Annotated in this window: 18 protein-coding genes; 17 read left to right on the top strand and 1 reads right to left on the bottom strand. The window is 64.1% G+C overall.

Features of this window, described 5'->3' with window-relative positions; all coding sequences use genetic code 11:
- The first annotated feature begins 1 nt into the window (after nucleotide 1).
- From NKH71_RS15200 to NKH71_RS15160, 9 genes are all read left to right on the top strand, one after another.
- Nucleotides 2–955 carry a cell wall hydrolase gene (locus tag NKH71_RS15200; RefSeq protein ID WP_023719592.1) on the top strand — a complete coding sequence of 318 codons (954 nt, stop codon included), beginning with the start codon at nucleotides 2–4 and terminating at the stop codon, nucleotides 953–955.
- A gap of 380 nt (nucleotides 956–1,335) precedes the next feature.
- Nucleotides 1,336–1,941 carry a recombination mediator RecR gene (recR, locus tag NKH71_RS15195; RefSeq protein WP_023719591.1) on the top strand — a complete coding sequence of 202 codons (606 nt, stop codon included), beginning with the start codon at nucleotides 1,336–1,338 and terminating at the stop codon, nucleotides 1,939–1,941.
- A gap of 197 nt (nucleotides 1,942–2,138) precedes the next feature.
- Nucleotides 2,139–3,416: a lytic murein transglycosylase gene (locus tag NKH71_RS15190; protein ID WP_352716745.1), complete on the top strand. Its 1,278-nt coding sequence runs from the start codon at nucleotides 2,139–2,141 to the stop codon at nucleotides 3,414–3,416.
- A gap of 201 nt (nucleotides 3,417–3,617) precedes the next feature.
- Nucleotides 3,618–5,261, top strand: coding sequence for an ABC transporter substrate-binding protein (locus NKH71_RS15185; RefSeq protein WP_352791803.1), 1,644 nt, complete (start codon nucleotides 3,618–3,620; stop codon nucleotides 5,259–5,261).
- Nucleotides 5,262–5,279: 18 nt separating this feature from the next.
- On the top strand, nucleotides 5,280–6,347 hold the full coding sequence (locus NKH71_RS15180; RefSeq protein ID WP_352791805.1) for an ABC transporter permease: 1,068 nt from the start codon (nucleotides 5,280–5,282) through the stop codon (nucleotides 6,345–6,347).
- Between the two features lie 13 nt (nucleotides 6,348–6,360).
- On the top strand, nucleotides 6,361–7,281 hold the full coding sequence (gene nikC / locus NKH71_RS15175) for a nickel transporter permease (protein ID WP_292653972.1): 921 nt from the start codon (nucleotides 6,361–6,363) through the stop codon (nucleotides 7,279–7,281).
- Complete coding sequence (locus NKH71_RS15170; protein WP_352716737.1) at nucleotides 7,278–8,111, top strand: ABC transporter ATP-binding protein; 834 nt, start codon at nucleotides 7,278–7,280, stop codon at nucleotides 8,109–8,111. Before nikC ends, NKH71_RS15170 begins: the two co-directional genes overlap by 4 nt.
- Complete coding sequence (locus NKH71_RS15165; protein ID WP_352483249.1) at nucleotides 8,108–8,857, top strand: ABC transporter ATP-binding protein; 750 nt, start codon at nucleotides 8,108–8,110, stop codon at nucleotides 8,855–8,857. Before NKH71_RS15170 ends, NKH71_RS15165 begins: the two co-directional genes overlap by 4 nt.
- Before the next feature lie 142 nt (nucleotides 8,858–8,999).
- Nucleotides 9,000–10,277: a 4-aminobutyrate--2-oxoglutarate transaminase gene (locus tag NKH71_RS15160; protein ID WP_352515768.1), complete on the top strand. Its 1,278-nt coding sequence runs from the start codon at nucleotides 9,000–9,002 to the stop codon at nucleotides 10,275–10,277.
- Between the two features lies 1 nt (nucleotide 10,278).
- On the opposite strand, the gene NKH71_RS15155 is transcribed toward NKH71_RS15160, so the two are convergent.
- Nucleotides 10,279–11,532 (bottom strand): NAD(P)/FAD-dependent oxidoreductase, encoded by a 1,254-nt coding sequence (locus NKH71_RS15155; protein WP_352846979.1) that lies wholly within the window; start codon nucleotides 11,530–11,532, stop codon nucleotides 10,279–10,281.
- Nucleotides 11,533–11,955: 423 nt separating this feature from the next.
- On the opposite strand from NKH71_RS15155, the gene NKH71_RS15150 reads away from it, so the two are divergent.
- From NKH71_RS15150 to rimI, 8 genes are all read left to right on the top strand, one after another.
- Nucleotides 11,956–13,248 carry an imelysin family protein gene (locus tag NKH71_RS15150; RefSeq protein ID WP_502900378.1) on the top strand — a complete coding sequence of 431 codons (1,293 nt, stop codon included), beginning with the start codon at nucleotides 11,956–11,958 and terminating at the stop codon, nucleotides 13,246–13,248.
- 55 nt (nucleotides 13,249–13,303) lie between these two features.
- Nucleotides 13,304–13,615 carry a (2Fe-2S)-binding protein gene (locus NKH71_RS15145; RefSeq protein WP_254816251.1) on the top strand — a complete coding sequence of 104 codons (312 nt, stop codon included), beginning with the start codon at nucleotides 13,304–13,306 and terminating at the stop codon, nucleotides 13,613–13,615.
- Nucleotides 13,581–14,066, top strand: coding sequence for a bacterioferritin (gene bfr, locus NKH71_RS15140; protein WP_023719581.1), 486 nt, complete (start codon nucleotides 13,581–13,583; stop codon nucleotides 14,064–14,066). Before NKH71_RS15145 ends, bfr begins: the two co-directional genes overlap by 35 nt.
- Nucleotides 14,067–14,162: 96 nt before the next feature.
- On the top strand, nucleotides 14,163–15,686 hold the full coding sequence (locus NKH71_RS15135) for a di-heme oxidoreductase family protein (RefSeq protein WP_502897175.1): 1,524 nt from the start codon (nucleotides 14,163–14,165) through the stop codon (nucleotides 15,684–15,686).
- Complete coding sequence (locus tag NKH71_RS15130; RefSeq protein ID WP_023719579.1) at nucleotides 15,686–16,762, top strand: imelysin family protein; 1,077 nt, start codon at nucleotides 15,686–15,688, stop codon at nucleotides 16,760–16,762. The genes NKH71_RS15135 and NKH71_RS15130 overlap by 1 nt, the downstream gene beginning before the upstream one ends.
- Nucleotides 16,763–16,764: 2 nt before the next feature.
- On the top strand, nucleotides 16,765–17,871 hold the full coding sequence (locus tag NKH71_RS15125) for a DUF1513 domain-containing protein (RefSeq protein WP_023719578.1): 1,107 nt from the start codon (nucleotides 16,765–16,767) through the stop codon (nucleotides 17,869–17,871).
- A 160-nt stretch (nucleotides 17,872–18,031) separates the two neighbouring features.
- Nucleotides 18,032–18,709, top strand: a complete 678-nt coding sequence (tsaB, locus tag NKH71_RS15120) for a tRNA (adenosine(37)-N6)-threonylcarbamoyltransferase complex dimerization subunit type 1 TsaB (RefSeq protein ID WP_023719577.1) — start codon at nucleotides 18,032–18,034, stop codon at nucleotides 18,707–18,709.
- Nucleotides 18,709–19,203, top strand: coding sequence for a ribosomal protein S18-alanine N-acetyltransferase (rimI, locus tag NKH71_RS15115; protein ID WP_023719576.1), 495 nt, complete (start codon nucleotides 18,709–18,711; stop codon nucleotides 19,201–19,203). Before tsaB ends, rimI begins: the two co-directional genes overlap by 1 nt.
- The last annotated feature ends 8 nt before the right edge of the window (nucleotides 19,204–19,211 follow it).

The raw sequence follows: 19,211 nt of genomic DNA, 5'->3' as shown, positions 1-19,211 counted from the left end.
GTTGATCTCTACCCGATGGAAGACGCCGTTGCGGCTCGGCGTCGTTATCTCGCCGCTGTTTTTGGCCGCTTGCAGTCAGACCGCCTCGCACGGCATGTCCAGCCTGACCGATGCCATTACGCCGGGTTTCCTGAGCTCGCGTTCCTACAATTCCACGCCGAAGGAAAAGGAGTGCCTGGAGCGGGCAATGTTCTTCGAGTCCAACCGGTCGAGCCGTGACGGCATGATTGCGGTCGGCACGGTGGTGATGAACCGGCTGCGGTCCGGCAAGCATGGCAACACCATCTGCCAGGTCGTTGGCGAGCGCGGCCAATTCGCGCCGGGCGTCATGACGCGGCCGATGAATTCGAAGGCGATGCCCGATGTCGAGGAAGCCGCCGCGGCGGTGCTCAAGGGCGAGCGCAAAGCCAAGCTGAAGAACACGATGTACTTCCACACCGCCGGCCTGCGCTTCCCCTACAAGAACATGCACTACACCATGGTCGCCGGCGGCAATGCCTTCTATGAAAAGCGCGGCCGCAACTGGCAGCCGCTGCCGGACGAACCGGTGGTCGCCGTGGCCCAGGCCAAGCCGCAAGCGCCTGCCGCTCAGGCCATACTTGTCGCCTCGGCCGAGCCGGCGCGCGACGCCAAGCCGACATTCGCCAAGGCGACCTATGTGACCGCCGCCGCATCGCAGCCGGCAAAGCAGACAAGGGTGACTGCCGGGATGGCGACCCCGGAGAGGGCGGCCCCAGAGAAGCCCACCCAGGAGAAGCCGGTGCTGGTGGCGCTGCAAGAACCAATGCAGGAGCCCGATGCGGCCCGTTTCGGTGGGACCGCGAGCGCACGGCCTGTCACCTCCTTCGAGGCAGCGCCGGCAGAGCCGACAATGTCGTTCGAGGCGACGCCCGAGAACACCGACGCCATCGGCGCGATGATCGCCGGCCAGACCCGGCCGCTGGAAGAAAACTGAGACGGTCAACGTCGCCGCCGCTCATCTGGCTGCCGCCATCTTCTCCCGCATAGTGACGGGGAGAAGGACGCTGTTGCCAAGGATTTCGCCAATTTCCGGCGTCGCAAAAAAGGGTGCCGAGGGTCACGGTCGGCCCTTTCTCCCCGTCACTATACGGGGAGAAATGCCCGGCAGGGCAATGAGGGGCGGCACAAACCTAAAGCGATTGCCTCTTTGCGCATCGAACATCCCGCGCCTCAGCAGTGTTCCAAAACCCGTTGAAAAATCCTAGAGCCTGATCCATTCCGATAGATCGGAATGGGGCTCTATCGTCTTGTTTGACCATGATCTTTTCCGAAAACCGGTTTCCACTTTTCGGGATCATGGTCTAAACCGGTGCGATGTCGAAGCGAATCGCCGGTCCCGAGATCGAACGCCTGATCCAGCTGCTGGCCAAGGTGCCGGGGCTCGGCCCGCGTTCGGCACGGCGCGCCGCGCTCCACCTCATCAAGAAGAAGGAACAGCTGCTGGCGCCGCTCGCCGCCGCCATGGGCGAGGCGGTCGACAAGGTGCGCATCTGCTCGACCTGCGGCAACGTCGACACCTCAGACCCATGCATGATCTGCACCGACGCGCGTCGCGACCCCACCACGCTCATCGTCGTCGAGGACGTGGCCGACCTTTGGGCGCTGGAGCGGGCGACCGCCATGAACGTGCGCTACCATGTGCTCGGCGGTACGCTGTCGCCGCTCGACGGCATTGGTCCTGATGAGCTCAACATCCGTTCGCTGGTCGATCGCGTCGCCGGCGGCGAAGTCAAGGAAGTGATCCTCGCCGTCAACGCCACGGTCGAGGGCCAAACCACCGCGCACTACCTCACCGACCAGCTTTCCGGCTTCGACATCAAGGTGACGCGGCTGGCGCATGGCGTTCCGGTCGGCGGCGAGCTCGATTATCTCGACGAAGGCACGCTGGCCGCCGCACTGCGCTCGCGGACGGCGTTTTGAGGCGAGTGGCGGGGAGAGTGCGGATGATGGCTGCTGCGCATTTTTTAAGGCGGGCACTCTGTCACACCCCCCTCTGTCCTGCCGGACATCTCCCCCGCAAGGGGGGAGATCGGCAGCGTCAATCTCGCCGCCAATCTTTCAACGTCGAAAATTGGCGGAAGCAGAGGCGACAGCCAATCTCCCCCCTTGCGGGGGAGATGTCCGGCAGGACAGAGGGGGGTGGGACGGATCGCTGCTTTCACAAAATAGCCGTCGCGTTTCTTCTCGCCGCACTTGCCGCCTTCCTCCTCGCCACCCCCGTCTCCGCGGCAAAAATCGACGATCAGTTCCGCGCCTGGCTTGGCAACGACCTCTGGCCCGAAGCCAAGGCCAAAGGCATCTCCAGGAAAACCTTCGATGCCGCCTTCGACGGCGTCAAGCCGAACCTCAAGCTGCCCGACCTGGTGCTGCCGGGCGAGAAGGCGACGACGCCGCGGAAGCAGCATCAGGCCGAGTTCGGTTCGCCGGGCGCCTATTTCGCCGAAAAGATAGTTCGCGCGGTCACCGCCGGCGGCCGCACCCGCGAGGCGGCCAACGCTAGGACCCTTGCCGCTATCGAGAAGCGCTATGGCGTGCCCGGCGAAGTGCTGCTGGCGATCTGGGGCCGCGAGAGCGGCTTCGGTGCGGCAAAGCTGCCCTACGACGCCTTCGAGGTGCTGGGCACCAAGGCGTTCATGTCGACGAAGAAAGAATTCTTCCGCACCGAGCTGCTGGCGGCGCTCGAGATCGTCGAGCGCGGGCTTGCCCCGGTCGGCGCGATAAAATCGTCCTGGGCCGGTGCGCTCGGTCAGCCGCAGTTCATGCCGACGTCGTTTCTGAAGCATGCCGTCGATTTCGATGGCGACGGCCGCACCGACATCTGGAATTCGAGGCCCGACATACTGGCGTCGATCGCCAATTATCTCGTGCATTATGGCTGGGTCAGGGGCCGCGGCTGGGGCTTCGAGGTGACGATACCGGACAGCGTCTCGTGCTCGCTCGAAGGTCCCGACCAGGGCAAGAAGATTTCGCAATGGGCTGATATGGGTATCAGGCGTGTGTCGGGTAAACCATTCCCGGCGAGTGAACTGAAGGCAGAAGGTTTTCTTTTGATGCCGGCCGGGCGCAGCGGCCCGGCCTTCATCGTGACCCCCAATTTCTACGTGCTGAAGCAGTACAACACCAGCGATCTCTATGCCCTGTTCATCGGCCATGGCGCCGATCGCATCGCCCATGGCGACAGCAATTTCTCGGGCAATTGGGGCGCGGTCGGCGGGCTCTACCGCTCCGACATCGCCGCCCTGCAGCGGGCGCTGGAGGCAAAGGGTTATGATGTCGGCAGCGCCGACGGCCTGCCCGGCTTCAAGACGCGCCGCTCGATCGGCAAATGGCAGGCCAGAAACGGCCGTTCCGCTACCTGCTTTCCCGACGCCGACCTGGCTACCGCGCTGAAATAGCCGGGTTTTCGCACCGCCGGTCTGGCCCAATCGACCGTTCTGCAAATGCTCGTTGCCGCGCTCGAAACCGCCGGATATGGTGAGCCGGAACTGCACAAAAATTGCCAAGACAATGGTCCGGGGATCACCGTTCGACGCGGCAAGAAAATGCCACAACCCTGAGCCGGGAACTCAGGTCAACAAAAACAGGGAACAGTTAAAATGATGATGGAAAAGTTTGCTCTACGCTCCCGCTTCTTGCTCGCGGGCGCGGCCATGTCCGCGCTGCTTCTGGCCGCTGCGCCTGCCTTCGCGGTCACGCCCGCCGACACGCTGGTCGAGGGTTTCGCCATCGACGACATCATCTCCATGGATCCGGGCGAGGCATTCGAATTGTCGACCGCCGAAATCACCGGCAACACCTATGATCTCCTGGTACGCCTCGACCTCAGCGACACCTCCAAGGTCAAAGGCGATCTCGCGGAAAGCTGGAGCGTCTCCGACGACGGCCTGACCTACACGTTCAAGCTCAAGCTCGGCCTCAAATTCGCCTCCGGCAATCCGATCACGGCGGCGGACGTCGCCTATTCGTTCGAGCGCGCCATCAAGCTCGACAAGAGCCCGGCCTTCATCATCGGCCAGTTCGGCATCGATGGCGGCAATGTCACCGAGAAGGCGAAGGCCGTTGATGATACGACGTTCCAGTTCACCGTCGACAAGGCCTATGCGCCGAGCTTCGTGCTGAACTGCCTGTCGGCGACGGTCGCCTCGGTGGTCGACGCCAAGCTGGTCAAGGAGCATGTCGCCGCGGTCACGCCGAGCGCCGACTACAAATGGGACAATGATTTCGGCAATGCCTGGCTGAAGACCGGCTATGCCGGCTCCGGCGCCTTCAAGCTGCGCGAATGGCGCGCCAACGAGGCCGTCGTGCTGGAACGCAACGACAATTACAACGGCGAGAAGGCCAAGCTTGCCCGTGTCATCTATCGCAACATGAAGGAAAGCTCGGGCCAGCGCCTGGCGCTGGAAGCCGGCGACATCGACGTCGCCCGCAATCTCGAGCCGAACGACCTCGACGCGATTGCCAAGAATGCCGACCTCACCACCACCTCAGCCCCCAAGGGCACGGTCTTTTACATCAGCCTCAATCAGAAGAATCCGAACCTCGCCAAGCCCGAGGTTCGCCAGGCCTTCAAATATCTTGTCGATTATGATGCATTGAGCTCGACCATCCTCAAGGGCATCGGCGAGATCCATCAGACCTTCCTGCCCAAGGGCGTGCTCGGCGAGTTGGACGAGAATCCGTTCAAATTCGATGTCGCCAAGGCCAAGGAACTGCTTGCCAAGGCGGGTCTCGCCGACGGCTTCAGTGTCACCATGGACGTGCGCACCGGCCAGCCGACGACGGGCATGGCCGAATCGATCCAGCAGACGCTGGGACAGGCCGGCATCAAGCTGGAGATCATCCCCGGCGACGGCAAGCAGACGCTGACCAAATACCGCGCCCGAAACCACGACATCTATATCGGCCAGTGGGGCCAGGACTATTTCGACCCGAATTCCAATGCGCAGACCTTTGCCAGCAACCCGGACAATTCGGATGAAGGCAAGACCAAGACGCTGGCCTGGCGCAACGCCTGGGACATCCCGGACCTGACCAAGCAGACCGAAGCCGCCCTGCTCGAGAAGGACGCGGCCAAGCGCGCCACAATGTACCAGGATCTCGAGAAGAAGATCCTCGACACCAGTCCTTTCGTCATCATCCACCAGCAGCTGGAAGTGGCCGGCCTGCGCAAGAACCTCAAGGGCTTTGCGCTCGGCCCGAGCTTCGACACCAACTTCGTCGGCCCCGTCTCGAAGGAGTGACGCCGGCGGACGCGCCGTATGAGTGTGGCTGAAAGCGAAGTGACGGCAGGGCGCGGCGGCGCCCGCGCCGTTGCCGTGGCCTCATCGATCGCCCGGTTCCTGGTCATCGCGATAACGACCTATCTCGGTCTGCTCGCGGTGACCTTCTTCATCGGCCGTGTCATCCCGATCGACCCGGTGCTGGCGGTGCTCGGCGACCGGGCGCCGGCCAATGTCGTCGAACGAACGCGCCGCGAGATGGGCCTCGACCTGCCGCTGGTCGAGCAGTTCTACATCTATGTGAAAAACGCCTTGAACGGCAATTTCGGCACCTCGGTGCTGACCACCAATCCGGTGATGACCGATATCCGCCGCGCCTTTCCCGCGACGCTCGAACTGGCGACGCTGGGAACATTGATCGGTTCGGTGATCGGCGTGCCGCTTGGCGTGCTGGCCGCGGTGCGGCGCGGCAGCGTCATCGACCAGGTCGTGCGGATCATCGGCCTTGTCGGCTATTCCGTGCCGATCTTCTGGCTGGGGCTGCTGGCGCTGGTTCTGTTCTACGCCAAGCTGCAATGGGTCGCCTTTCCCGGCCGCCTCGATGTCGTCTACGAATACACCTTCACGCCGATTACCGGCTTTTACCTGCTGGATGCACTCTGGCAGCGGCAGTGGGACGTATTTGCCGATGCCTTCCGCCACATCATCCTGCCGGCCTCGCTGCTCGGTTATTTCTCGCTCGCCTATATCAGCCGCATGACGCGCTCCTTCATGCTGAACGAACTCACCCAGGAATATATCGTCGCGGCACGAGCCAAGGGCCTGTCCGAAACGCGCATCATCTGGAGTCACGCGCTGCGCAACGCCGCGGTGCCGATGGTTACGGTGATCGCTCTGTCGTATGCCGGGCTGCTCGAAGGCTCGGTGCTGACCGAGACGGTGTTTTCGTGGCCGGGCATCGGCCTCTACATCACCAACTCGCTGCAGAACGCCGACATGAATGCCGTGCTCGGCGGCACCATCATCATTGGCTCGGTCTTCATCGCCATCAATCTATTCTCCGACCTGCTCTACCGGGTGCTCGATCCCAGGACCAAGGCAGGATGAGGACGAAGGCAGGATGAGCACGGAAGCGATTCAAACCCGCCGCGACTGGCTGCTCAGCGAGCGGCCGGCGTCGCGCGTGCAGGCAAGGCTCGGCCGCGCCTACGTGGCCTGGCGGCGCTTCTCCGCCAACCGGCTGGCGTTTGCCGGCCTGCTCATCATCATCGCCCTACTGGTGGTCGCGGCCTTCGCCGATGTGCTGGCGCCCTATTCGCCGACATTCGGCGACCTCAAGGGCTCGCGGCTGCTGGCGCCGAGTGCCGCGCACTGGTTCGGCACCGACGATCTCGGCCGCGACATCTATTCGCGCATCATCTTCGGCTCGCGCTGGACACTGTACGTCGTCATTCTGGTTGCCATCATCGCCGCGCCCATCGGCTTGCTGGTCGGCACCGTCGCCGGCTATGCCGGCGGCTGGACCGATGCGATCCTGATGCGCATCACCGACATCTTTCTCGCCTTTCCGAAGCTGATCCTGGCGCTGGCCTTCGTCGCCGCGCTCGGCCCCGGCATCGAAAACGCCGTGCTCGCCATCGCCATCACCTCGTGGCCGCCCTATGCCCGCATTGCGCGCGCCGAAACGCTCACGGTGCGCAATTCCGATTACATCAAGGCGGTGCAGCTGATGGGCGCCTCGCCGTTCCGCATCGTGCTTCGCCACATAATGCCGCTCTGCATCTCCTCGCTGATCATCAGGGTGACGCTCGACATGGCCGGCATCATCCTGACCGCCGCCGGTCTCGGCTTCCTCGGTCTCGGCGCGCAGCCGCCGCTGCCGGAATGGGGCGCGATGATCGCATCGGGCCGCCGCTTCGTGCTCGACCAGTGGTGGGTGGCGGGCGCGCCGGGCTTTGCCATCCTCATCGTCAGCCTCGGCTTCAACCTGCTCGGCGACGGCCTGCGCGACGCGCTCGATCCCCGAAGCGGTGACCAATGAGCACGCTTCTCGAAGTCGACGACCTGCGCGTTACCTTCCCGACGCGCACCGGCCTGATCGAGGCGGTGCGCGGCGTTTCCTTCTCGCTCGGCCGCGAGCGGCTCGGCATCGTCGGCGAGAGCGGATCGGGCAAATCGCAGACCGGCCGCGCCATCATGGGAGTGACCCCGCCGCAGGCCGAGGTGACCGCGAAGACGCTCGCTTTCGACGGCATCGACCTGCTGGCCGCCTCGCCGCGCGAGCGCCGGGCGCTGCGCGGCAAGCGTATCGCCATGATCCTGCAGGATCCGAAATATTCGCTGGACCCGGTGATGAGCATCGGCCGCCAGATCGTCGAGACGCTGCGCACGCATGAGAAGGTCTCCAAGGCCGAAGCCCGCGAGCGCGCGCTTGCCATGCTGGAGGCTGTGCAGATCCGCGATCCGGTCCGTGTCTTCGACCTGCATCCGCATGAGGTTTCCGGCGGCATGGGCCAGCGCGCCATGATCGCCATGATGCTGATCGCCGGGCCGGAGATGATGATCGCCGACGAGCCGACCTCGGCGCTCGACGTCACCGTGCAGCTCGACGTGCTCGGCATCCTCGACCGGCTGGTCAGCGAGCGCGGCATGGGGCTGATCTTCATCTCGCACGACCTGCGCCTGGTCTCGTCCTTCTGCGATCGTGTCATCGTCATGTATGCCGGCAAGGTGGTCGAACAGCTCAAGGCCTCCGAACTCGGCCGCGCCCAGCATCCCTATACACGCGGCCTGCTCAACTGCATGCCCAAGATCGGCGCCGACCGCCACCCGTTGCCGGTGCTCGACCGCAAGCCGGAGTGGGCGGCATGACGGCAGCCCTTTCCGTCGACAGGCTGGAGGTGATGTTCGACCGCTTCCGCGCGCTGAAAGGCGTCAGCCTCGAGGTGCAATCCGGTGAATCGTTCGGCCTCGTCGGCGAATCCGGCTCCGGCAAGTCGACCCTTCTCAGGGCAATCGCCGGCCTGGCGCCGGCCGCATCAGGCACCATTACCGTCAACGGCAAAACGCTCGGCGCGCGCCGCGACAAGGCGTTTTATCGCGAGGTGCAGATGGTCTTCCAGGACCCGTACGGCTCGCTGCACCCGCGCCAGACCGTCGACCGCCTGCTGCAGGAGCCACTCGCCATTCATGGCTTCGCTGACGGTGAAAAGCGCATCCAGCGGGCGCTGGACGAGGTCGGCCTGGGAACCGGATTCCGCTTCCGCTATTCGCATCAACTGTCGGGCGGACAGCGCCAGCGCGTGGCGATCGCGCGCGCCCTGATCCTCGAACCCTCGATCCTGCTGCTCGACGAACCCACCTCGGCGCTCGACGCTTCGGTGCAGGCCGAAGTGCTGAACCTGTTGGAGGAGATCCGGCGGCGCCGCAAGCTGACCTTCCTGATGGTCAGCCACGACCTCGCTATCATCACTCACATGTGCGAGCGGCTGATGGTGATGCAGAACGGCGAAGCGATGGAGAATCTGACGGCGGACGATCTTGTCGAACGCCGTGTCACCAAGGATTATACGCGCAATTTGCTGAGGGCCAGCGAGGGGTTTGTCAGGACGGCATGAGCGACGGGCGTTCGGTTGCTGACGCCGACCGGCAGGCCCAATCGCCCGGCGGCGGTGCCAACTTGAGGAAAAACTGAAATAAGCCCAGAAGAGTCTCAACAGCCATCAAACGAGAGCGGGCGCCGGCCCGGCGAGGGGTACGATGACAAATTCAGCCATTTCCGAACGCAAGAACCAGTCGATTTCCCGCGGCGTCGGCATGACCACTCAGATCTATGCCGATCGCGCCGAAAATTCGGAGATCTGGGACGTCGAAGGCCGCCGCTATATCGATTTCTCGTCCGGCATCGCTGTCGTCAACACCGGCCACCGTCACCCTAGGGTGATCGAAGCGGTCAAGGCGCAGCTCGACCGTTTCACCCACACCTGCTACCAGGTCGTGCCTTATGAGAGCTATATCAGGCTGGCGGAACGGCTGAACGGCATGCTCCCCGGCAAGTTCGACAAGAAGACGATTTTCCTCACCACCGGCGCCGAGGCGGTCGAGAACGCGATCAAGATCGCCCGCAATGCCACCGGCCGGCCGGCGGTCATCGCCTTTTCCGGCGGCTTTCACGGCCGCACCTTCATGGGCATGGCGCTGACCGGCAAGGTCGTGCCTTACAAGGTCGGCTTCGGCGCCATGCCGGCGGATGTCTTCCATGCGCCGTTCCCGGTGGCGCTGCACGGCGTCTCGGTCGCCGATTCGCTGGCCGCGCTCGACCGGCTGTTCAAGGCCGATGTCGACCCGGCCCGCGTCGCCGCGATCATCGTCGAGCCGGTGCAGGGCGAGGGTGGCTTCTACGAGGCGCCGCGCGACTTCATGACCGCATTGCGCAAGATCTGCGACCAGCACGGCATGCTGCTGATCGCCGACGAAGTGCAGACCGGCTTTGCCCGCACCGGCAAGATGTTTGCCATGGACCACCACGAGGTGGCGGCCGACATCACCACCATGGCCAAGAGCCTGGCCGGCGGCTTCCCGCTGGCGGCCGTCACCGGGCGTGCCGAGATCATGGATGCGCCGAGCCCCGGCGGGCTCGGCGGCACCTATGGCGGCAGCCCGATCGGCGTCGCCGCGGCGCATGCCGTGCTCGACGTCATCGATGAGGAGAAGCTCTGCGACCGCGCCAACACGCTAGGCAACCGTCTGAAGCAGCGCCTGCAATCGATCCGCGACGAAGCGCCTGAGATTGTCGATATCCGAGGACCTGGCTTCATGAACGCGGTCGAGTTCAACGATGTGACGAAGGGGCTGCCGTCGTCGGAACTCGCCAATGCGGTGCGGCTGAAGGCGCTCGACAAGGGCCTGATCCTGCTGACCTGCGGCGTCTACGGCAACGTCATCCGCTTCCTCGCGCCGATCACCATCCAGGACGCCGTCATGAACGAAGCGCTCGACATCCTCGAAAGCTCGATCCGCGAAGTTCGCGCCGCCTGAGCTATCCGGCCGCTCTTGCAGGCTCTGCCTGCTGGAAGGCGGCGAGCGCCGCCTTCAGCCCGTCGGGCCCGGTCGCGACAATCTGCGGCGACGGCGAAAAGCCGGCGCCGAGCATCTTGCGGCCAAGCATATGGTCGCCGGGCCGGTTGACCGATTCGATGCCGAGCAGCCGGCTTGCGGCGTAGTGGTAGATCGAGAATTTGTTTTCGGCCACGTCGCCCAGCACGACATGGCTGTCGCCGCCCGCAATCAGGCCGACCATCTGCAGCTTCATGTCGCCGATATCGGACCAGAACCACGGCACCGCCGAGTAATTGTCGGCATGGCCGATGATGGTGCGCGCGGCGAGCCGCGCCTGGTCTGTGGCGTTCTGCACCGATTCCAGCCGCACATCGCCGCCGGTGAACCAGTGCCGGTAGGAGGCGGCGTCGCCGATGGCGAGGATTTCCGGCACCGACGTGCGCATCTGCTGGTCGACGCGGATGCCGTTGGCGATGGCAATACCGGCGGCTTCGGCCAATTCGACATTCGGCACGACGCCAATGCCGATGACGACCATCTGTGCCGGCAATCTCTCGCCGGACGAGGTGATTGCAGCCGAAACACGGCCGTTCTCGCCCTCCAGCCGTTCGATGGTGGTGCCGGTGAGGACGCGCACACCGGTGGCTTCCAGCCGCTTGCGCACATGGCCGGCGATGACCGGCGCCACGGCGCGGCCGAGCAGTCGGTCGACCGCCTCGACCAACGTGACCTTGCGGCCGGCGGCGGTGAGCGTCGCGGCAATCTCCAGGCCGATGAAGCCGCCGCCGAGGATGACGGCCTCCTCGCTTTGCGCGCTCAATTCGCGGATCAGGCGGGCATCGCCGAGCGAGCGCAGCGACACAACGCCGGAAAGCTCCGAACCCGGCAGCGGCAGCAGGCGCGGCCGCGCGCCGGTGGCGAGGACCAGCCGCTCGAACGGCAGCACGCCGCCGCCCGATATCTCCAGCCGGCGGCCGCCTACATCGATGCGCTCGACCCGGAGGCCTGGCCGATAGTCTATGGCGCTGCCGGTATAAAAAGCCTCGCCGCGCAACGGCTGCGGCTTTGCTTGCTGATCCTTGATGAAGGTCTTCGACAGCGGCGGCTTGTGGTAGGGCAACTCGTTTTCGTCGCCGATCAGGATCACCGGCCCGTCATAGCCCTCTTCGCGCAGGCTGGCGGCCGCTTGCACGCCCGCATGACCCGCACCGACAATGACAACCCCGTTCTTCATAACAGCCCGATTCCTCATCCAAATCTAGGACGTCCCGCCAGCTGGCGATTGTCCGGCGCCGCCGCAAGAACGCCGATCCGGGTCGCACCCGGAATGCCCCCCTGTCAATCGCGTCATGCGCCGGCATTCCTGATACATCGGTGTTAAAGTTGACAGTTCTAGTTTAGAATAATTCTAAACTGTTGTTTCAATTGAATTTTTTCTAGACCACCAGTTGACATCCGGCGTCTTCGCCGTTTTATGGAAGCTCGCGCGTCAGCGCATCCCTTTGATGTCTGGGCCTTGAACCCTTTCGATTGGAGGCATTTCGGTGTCTTTCTTCCGCGAACCGCGCGATGGCGCGACCCTTCTTTGCCCGCTGGCAACTGCCCGCCGCGGCGCCGGCATTTCATTGATTCCCGAGGAGAGACAGTCATGAGAACGATGATCACGGCGCGGTATGGCGGCAGGCTTGCGGCGATCGGCGCCACCGCGATGCTCACGGCGGCGGTGTTCGTGCTGCCGGCCAAGGCGCAAACCGATGCTAAGGCGGTCATCAAGACCTATTCCGACATTGCGCTCGCCAAATACGAGGATTCGCTGATCACGGCCGAGGCGCTCGACAAGGCTGTCGATGCACTGCTCGCCAAGCCATCGGCCGAAACGCTGAACGCCGCCCGCGAGGCCTGGAAGGCATCGCGCGTTCCCTATCAGCAGACCGAGGTCTATCGCTTCGGCAATGCGATCGTCGATGACTGGGAAGGCAAGGTGAACTCCTGGCCGCTCGACGAGGGCTTGATCGACTATGTCGCCAAGGGCTACGGCACCGAGTCGGACGCCAACGCGCTCTATACCGCCAATGTGATCGCCAACAAGTCGATCGAGATCAACGGCAAGAAGGTCGACGCTACCAATCTGACGCCGGAGTTCCTCTCCGGCACCCTGCAGGAAGCCGGCGGCATCGAGGCCAATGTGGCGACCGGCTATCACGCCATCGAATTCCTGCTATGGGGCCAGGACCTGCACGGCACCGGTCCTGGCGCCGGCGAGCGGCCCTACACCGATTACGATCTTGCCAATTGCACCGGCGGCAATTGCGACCGTCGCGGGCAGTACCTGAAATCGGCGAGCGACCTTCTGGTTTCCGATCTCAAGGACATGGTCTACGACTGGAAGGAAGGCGGCGCCGCCCGCAAGAACCTTGTCGATGGCGAGCCGAACGCCGCCATTTCGACCATCTTCACCGGCATGGGCTCGCTGTCCTATGGCGAGCTCGCCGGCGAGCGGATGAAGCTCGGCCTCTTGCTGCACGATCCGGAAGAGGAGCACGATTGTTTCTCCGACAACACTTACAACTCCCATCTCAATGACGCCGTCGGCATCCGCGCCGCCTATCGCGGCAGCTACACGCGGCTTGACGGCACTGTCGTCGAGGGCCCGTCGGTGGCCGACATGGTCAAGGCGGCCGATCCGGCGATCGACAAGGAATTATCGGACAAACTGGATGTCACCGTCGCCAAGATGGAGGCCATCAAGGCGCGGGCGCTTGCCGGCGAGGCCTATGACCAGCAGATCGGAGAGGGCAACACGGAAGGCAATGCCACCGTGCAGGCGGCGATCGAGGCGCTGGTCGATCAGACCAAGTCGATCGAACGCGCCGTCGGTACCCTGAAGCTCAATGCCATGGCCTTCGAGGGCTCGGACAGCCTCGATTCACCGGACAAGGTGTTCCAGTAAACTATCGAAACCACCAGCCACGCGGTGCAATGAGCGCCGTCAGCCAGAGCGCCAAATGCTGATCTGCCATTGCAACATCATCACCGAAAAGGAGATAGAGCAGACGATCGTCGGACTGCTGGATGAGGACCCTTGGCAGCTTATCGTGCCGGCGAAGGTCTATCATGCCATGCACAAGCGCGGTCGCTGTTGCGGCTGCTTCCCAAATGTGGTCGAAACGATCATTCGGGTCACCGAAAATTACCACACCCGCTCGGCGGCGAGCGGCGTGGACATCGTTTCACACCTGGATCGCGTCAGAGGCCTGCGCGTCCAATACGGGAGCAGAACCCATGAAAGGCGAACAGCAGATCATAGAGCGGCTTAACGAGGCTCTGTTTCTGGAACTTGGAGCGGTCAATCAGTACTGGGTGCATTTCCGGCTGCTGGAAGACTGGGGATACGCCAAGCTGGCGAAGAAGGAACGCGCCGAATCGATCGAGGAAATGCACCATGCCGACCGGCTCGTGGCGCGCATCATTTTCCTCGAGGGCCATCCGAACCTGCAGTCCGTGGCGCCGCTGCGCATCGGGCAGAATGTCAAGGAAGTGCTCGAATCCGATCTTGCCGGCGAATATGACGCGCGCACTGCCTACAAGCGGTCGCGCGAGATCTGCAACGAGGCAGGCGACTACGTGACGATGAAGCTGTTCGAGGAATTGCTGACTGACGAGGAAGGTCACATCGACTTCCTCGAGACGCAACTCGATCTGCTGGCCTCGATCGGCGAGGAAAAATACGGCCAGCTCAACGCGGCATCGGCCGACGAGGCGGAATAAGGACATGCAGGAATGCGGCGCCCCCTAGATTTCATGCGCCGCTTGCGGCCGGCCGAGCATTGCGGCCTGCCGCCTCAGAAGAAACCGCGATACGGAATGGTTCGCGGCGCTTTTCTTGCCGTGGTGGCGACGCTCACAGCCTCGGCGCTGGCCGGAGCGCCGCAACCGGCGGGCCTTGCTACCAGCCGCACCGATCTGACGCCGAAGGATCTGGCGCGCGTCATCGCCATTACCAGGCCGACCAGCGATTTCTCCAAGCCCGAGCAATTCGAGCTAATGCAGGGCGGCGCCGGCACCTCGAAGAAGGACGTCAACAAGGACGCCTTCTCGCAATCCTCTGCCAACATCAGCTTCGAGGAAGAGGGCACCTTCAAGCTCGGCAACGCCATCTTCCGCAAGAACTGGGTGTCCTCGCCATCCTCGACACAGGCCTCGGATGGGCTCGGTCCGCTGTTCAATGAGCGCGCCTGCCAGAACTGTCATCTGAAGGACGGCCGCGGCCATCCGCCCCAAGGCGACAGCGGCACCACCTCGATGTTCCTGCGCCTGGCAAGGCAAGCCAGTACCGAGGAGGAGGAAGCCGCGCTCGCCGATCACAAGGTGCTCAACTTCCCCGACCCGGTCTATGGCACGCAATTGCAGGAATTGGCGGTACCCGGCCTGCAGGGCGAGGGCAGGATGCATGTCGACTATCAGGACGAGAAGGTGAAATTGGCGGATGGCAGCACGGTGTCGCTGCGCAAGCCGAGCTATTCGGTCGAGGGCCTCGCCTACGGGCCGCTCGACCCGCACACCACGCTGTCGCCGCGCATGACGCCGCCGATGATCGGCCTCGGCCTGGTCGAGCAGATCGCTCCTGCCGACATCCTTGCGCGTGCCGATGCGGCCGACCGCGATGGTGACGGGATTTCCGGCAGGCCCAACATAATACGTGACGGCAGCAGCGGTGAACTGACGCTCGGCCGTTTCGGCTGGAAGGCGCAGGCGGCATCGATCCGCCAGCAATCGGCGGACGCTTTTGCCGGTGATATCGGCATTTCGACGCCCGAGGTGCCGAAGCACTGGGGCGATTGCACCTCCGGAGAAAAGACCTGCCTTGCCCTGCCTAACGGCGTGCAGGAGCGCCTCGGTCCGGTCGAAGCGCCGCCGCCGATCATGGACCTCGTTACCTTCTATTCGCAAAACCTTGCCGTGCCGGCCCGGCGCGGTCTCGACAGACCGGACGTGCTCGCCGGCAAAAAACTGTTCTACGATATGGGCTGCATCTCCTGCCATACGCCGAAATTCGTCACCCGTCGCGGCACCCCGAATAAGGCGCAGGCCTTCCAGCTGATCTGGCCGTATTCCGATTTCCTGCTGCACGACATGGGACCAGGCCTTGCCGACGGGCAGGCGGTGGGCGAGGCCACGGGAAGCGAATGGCGCACGCCGCCGCTGTGGGGCATCGGGCTCACCCAGACCGTCAGCGGCAACACCTTCTTCCTGCATGACGGGCGCGCGCGCAGCCTGGCCGAGGCGATCCTGTGGCATGGCGGCGAGGGCCAGAAGGCGCGTGACCGCTTTGCCGCCGCTGATGCGGCCGATCGCGATGCGCTGATCAAATTTCTGGAGTCGCTCTGATGCCGAAGCGTCTTGCGCTTGCGCTCGCTCTGCTGGTCCTCAACGGTGCGCTGCCAGCATCCGCGGCGGTGAAGGCTTCGGATGTGATCCAGCGGGCGACCGACGGCTTCGTCCGCCCGGCCTATGCCAGGCTGCATGACCATGCGGACAGCTTGGCGAAGATCATGCACGCGCTTTGCCAGGCGCCCTCGCAAGACAATCTCGATGCGGCACGCGCCGAATTCTCGGGTGTCGTGGATGCCTGGTCGGTGGTGGAAATCATCCGTTTCGGGCCGATCTCCGAAAACAACCGGCTTGAGCGCATGCTGTTTTGGCCGGACCGCAAGAGCATCGGCCTGAAGCAGGTGCAGGCAGCACTTGCCGGCAAGGATCCGACAGCCGCCGATCCGGCCCAGCTGGCGACAAAGAGCGTCGCCATGCAAGGGCTCGGCGCACTGGAATTCGTGCTCCATGGTGACGGCGCCGATCAATTGGCCGGCAGGGACGCCGCCTATCGCTGCGCCTACGGTGCGGCCATTGCCGGCAATATCGAGGCAATCGCCGGCGAGGTCAGCGATGCCTGGACCAAGCCCGACGGTTTTGCCGCGCTCTGGGCCAATCCGGGTCCGCAGAACGCGCTCTATCACGGCGGCACCGAAGCGGTGACCGAACTGGTCGGCGTCTTCATCAACGAGCTGAAAATGGTGCGCGACGTGCGCCTGAAAGGCTTCCTGGGCGCCAAGCCGGAGGCCGACAAACCGAAACAGGCGATCTATTGGCGCTCGCAAAACACCGCCCGCTCGCTGACCGGGAACCTGGCGGGCATGGACGCGCTGTTCCAGGCCTCGCAGCTTGGCGACGCGCTGCCGCCCGATGCGCGCTGGATGGCGGAATCGGTTCACATCCAGCTCACCAACGGGATCGAGGCGGCCAAGGCGATCAGGGGTCCGATCGACAAGGCACTTGCCGATCCGGCGCTGCGCCGCAAGCTCGATTATTTCTCGCTGGTGACATCCAGCCTGACGACCCTGATCGGAACCAGGCTGACCGCCGAATTTGGCCTGACCGCCGGGTTCTCGTCACTGGACGGCGACTGATCATGAGGACGCCGCTGATCGATCGGCGCGATTTCCTGAGGGCCGCAGGCGCTGGTTTCGTAGCGGCGATGGCGCCGTCGGCCTGGGCAAAGACACTCGACGCCGACGCGGTCTTCGCCACCGCTTTCGTCAAGCGCGACGGCAGCTATGGCGCGGCCGTCCTGTCCGAGGCCGGCAAGTTGTTGCACACGATCGATCTGCCCGATCGGGGCCACGACGTTACTTTCGACCCGGTGTCGAAGCGGTCGGTGGTGTTTGCCAGGCAGCCGGGGACCTTTGCTGTCGTCTTCGACCATACCGGCCGCGATGAACCGCAGACCATTGCCAGCGTTGCCGGCCGACATTTTTTCGGCCATGGCGTGTTCTCGGCCGACGGCACGCTGCTCTACGCCACCGAGAACGATTTCGACAATGCCGCCGGCGTGGTCGGCGTCTATGACGCGCATGCGAAATTCAAGCGCATCGGCGAGTTCCCGACCTACGGCATGGGCCCACACGAGCTTTTGCTGCTTTCCAATGGCAGGACGATTGCTGTGGCTAATGGCGGCATCGAGACGCATCCGGATTATGGCCGCGCAGAGCTCAATATCGCAACGATGAAGCCGTCCTATGTTCTGGTCGACCGCCTTACCGGCGATCTCACCGAAAAGCACGAATTGCCGCCGGCGCTGCACCAACTGTCGATCCGCCATATGGATGCCGACCGGTCCGGCACCGTCTGGTTCGGCTGTCAATACAGGGGGCCGGGTACCGATCGTCCCCCGCTGGTCGGCCGCGCGCCGCGCGGCAAGGACTTGCAATTGCTCGACATGTCGCAAGACGTGCTCTCCGGCTTCAGGAACTATATCGGCTCGGTCGCCGCCAACCCTGCCGCCGGCACCATCGCCGTGTCTTCGCCTGAAGGGAATTCGCTTGCCGTGATCGACACCGCCAGCAGCCGCATCGTCGCTACCAAGGCGCTGGTCGAGGTCTGTGGCGTGGCGCCCGATGGGAAAAGCTTCATGGCGACGACGGGCGCCGGCGAAATTGTCGAGGGCGGTGGCACGATCCGTTCCGAGCCGGACTATGTCTGGGACAATCACGTGCTGCGTATCGAGCAGATCGGCTAATCCTGGCAACGGTTTGTGGCAGTTGCGTTCGTCGAAACTTACCTTCTTGGACCCACACTCCAAGCAAGTCGCCTGAAGATTTGTGGATATTCCCCTTGCGGGGATCAGCCCTGGCGGGCAGAGGGAGGCTGCTTTCGAAACTGTCTCAACCGGGCGCTTCATGAAGTTGCTTGCCATCGACTGTGCCGCCAATCTCTGCGCCGCCTGCGTCTACGACGCGGCGGCCGGGAAAGAACTCGGCCGTTCGGTGCTCGATCTCGGCAAGGGTCATGCCGAGCATCTGATGGGTGTCATCGAAGGGGCGTTGAAGGCGGCCGGAACGGACTTTACCGGCCTCGGCGCCATTGCCGTTGCGACCGGTCCGGGCTCCTTCACCGGTCTGCGCGTCGGCGTCTCGGCGGCGCGCGGCCTTGCGCTGGCGCTGAAAATCCCCGCGATCGGCGTGACGACTCTGGAGGCGTTGGCCGCAGAGGCCGCAGCGATATTTCCCCGCCGCGCCGTGCTCGCCGCGCTCGATGCAGGCCGCGAGGAGATCCATGCGGCGCTTTACGATGAGAGGTCGGTTCTGATCTATGGTCCGGCTGTGACCACGCTCTCGCAAGCCGCAGCCATGGCGACCGACATCTCTCCGGTTCTGGCGGGCACGGCGGCAACCCAAATTGCCGCGGCGGCCGGGCGCAGCTTCGATCTCGGCGGGACGGCGGCCACCGCCGACATCGCCGTCTATGCCCATCGGGCCGCAGCCAAGGGCGAGGGCGAAAAGCCGAAACCGCTCTATCTGCGCGGCGCCGACGCCAAGCCGCAGGCCGGCTTTGTTTTATCGAGGCAAAAAAACTGATGCGCATTCCGTTCCTCCAGCCGCGCCGCAGGGACTATGCGCTCGAGCCGCTGACAATTGCCGACAGCGCGGCCATGTCGGTGCTGCATCGCGAGGATTTCGCGCGGCCGTGGACCGACGACGAATTCGCCGCACTGCTCGAGCAGGACACCGTGTTCGGCTATGCCGCGCGCGAGACCGGACAGGGCGCCAAGCCGCCGGTCGGCTTCGTGCTGGCGCGGCTGGCGGCCGGCGAGGGGGAGGTCCTGACGGTCGCGGTGGCACGCTCGCATCGGCGCCGGGGGCTCGGCTGGCAATTGATGGATGCGGTGCTGCGCGAATTGCACGCACAGCGCGCCGAGGCACTTTTCCTCGAGGTCGACGAGACCAACGTCGCTGCGATCGCGCTCTATCGGCGGCTTGGCTTCCGCGAGGTCGGCAAGCGCGCCAACTATTACAAATCGCCGGAACACGGCCCGACCGGCGCGCTTGTCATGCGCCGCGATCTTCGCTAGCCAAACGC

Source organism: Mesorhizobium sp. M0983 (assembly GCF_040318975.1).
Classification (GTDB): domain Bacteria; phylum Pseudomonadota; class Alphaproteobacteria; order Rhizobiales; family Rhizobiaceae; genus Mesorhizobium.
Note: the sequence above shows the minus strand (reverse complement) of the source record. Positions and strands in the feature narration are given on the sequence as shown.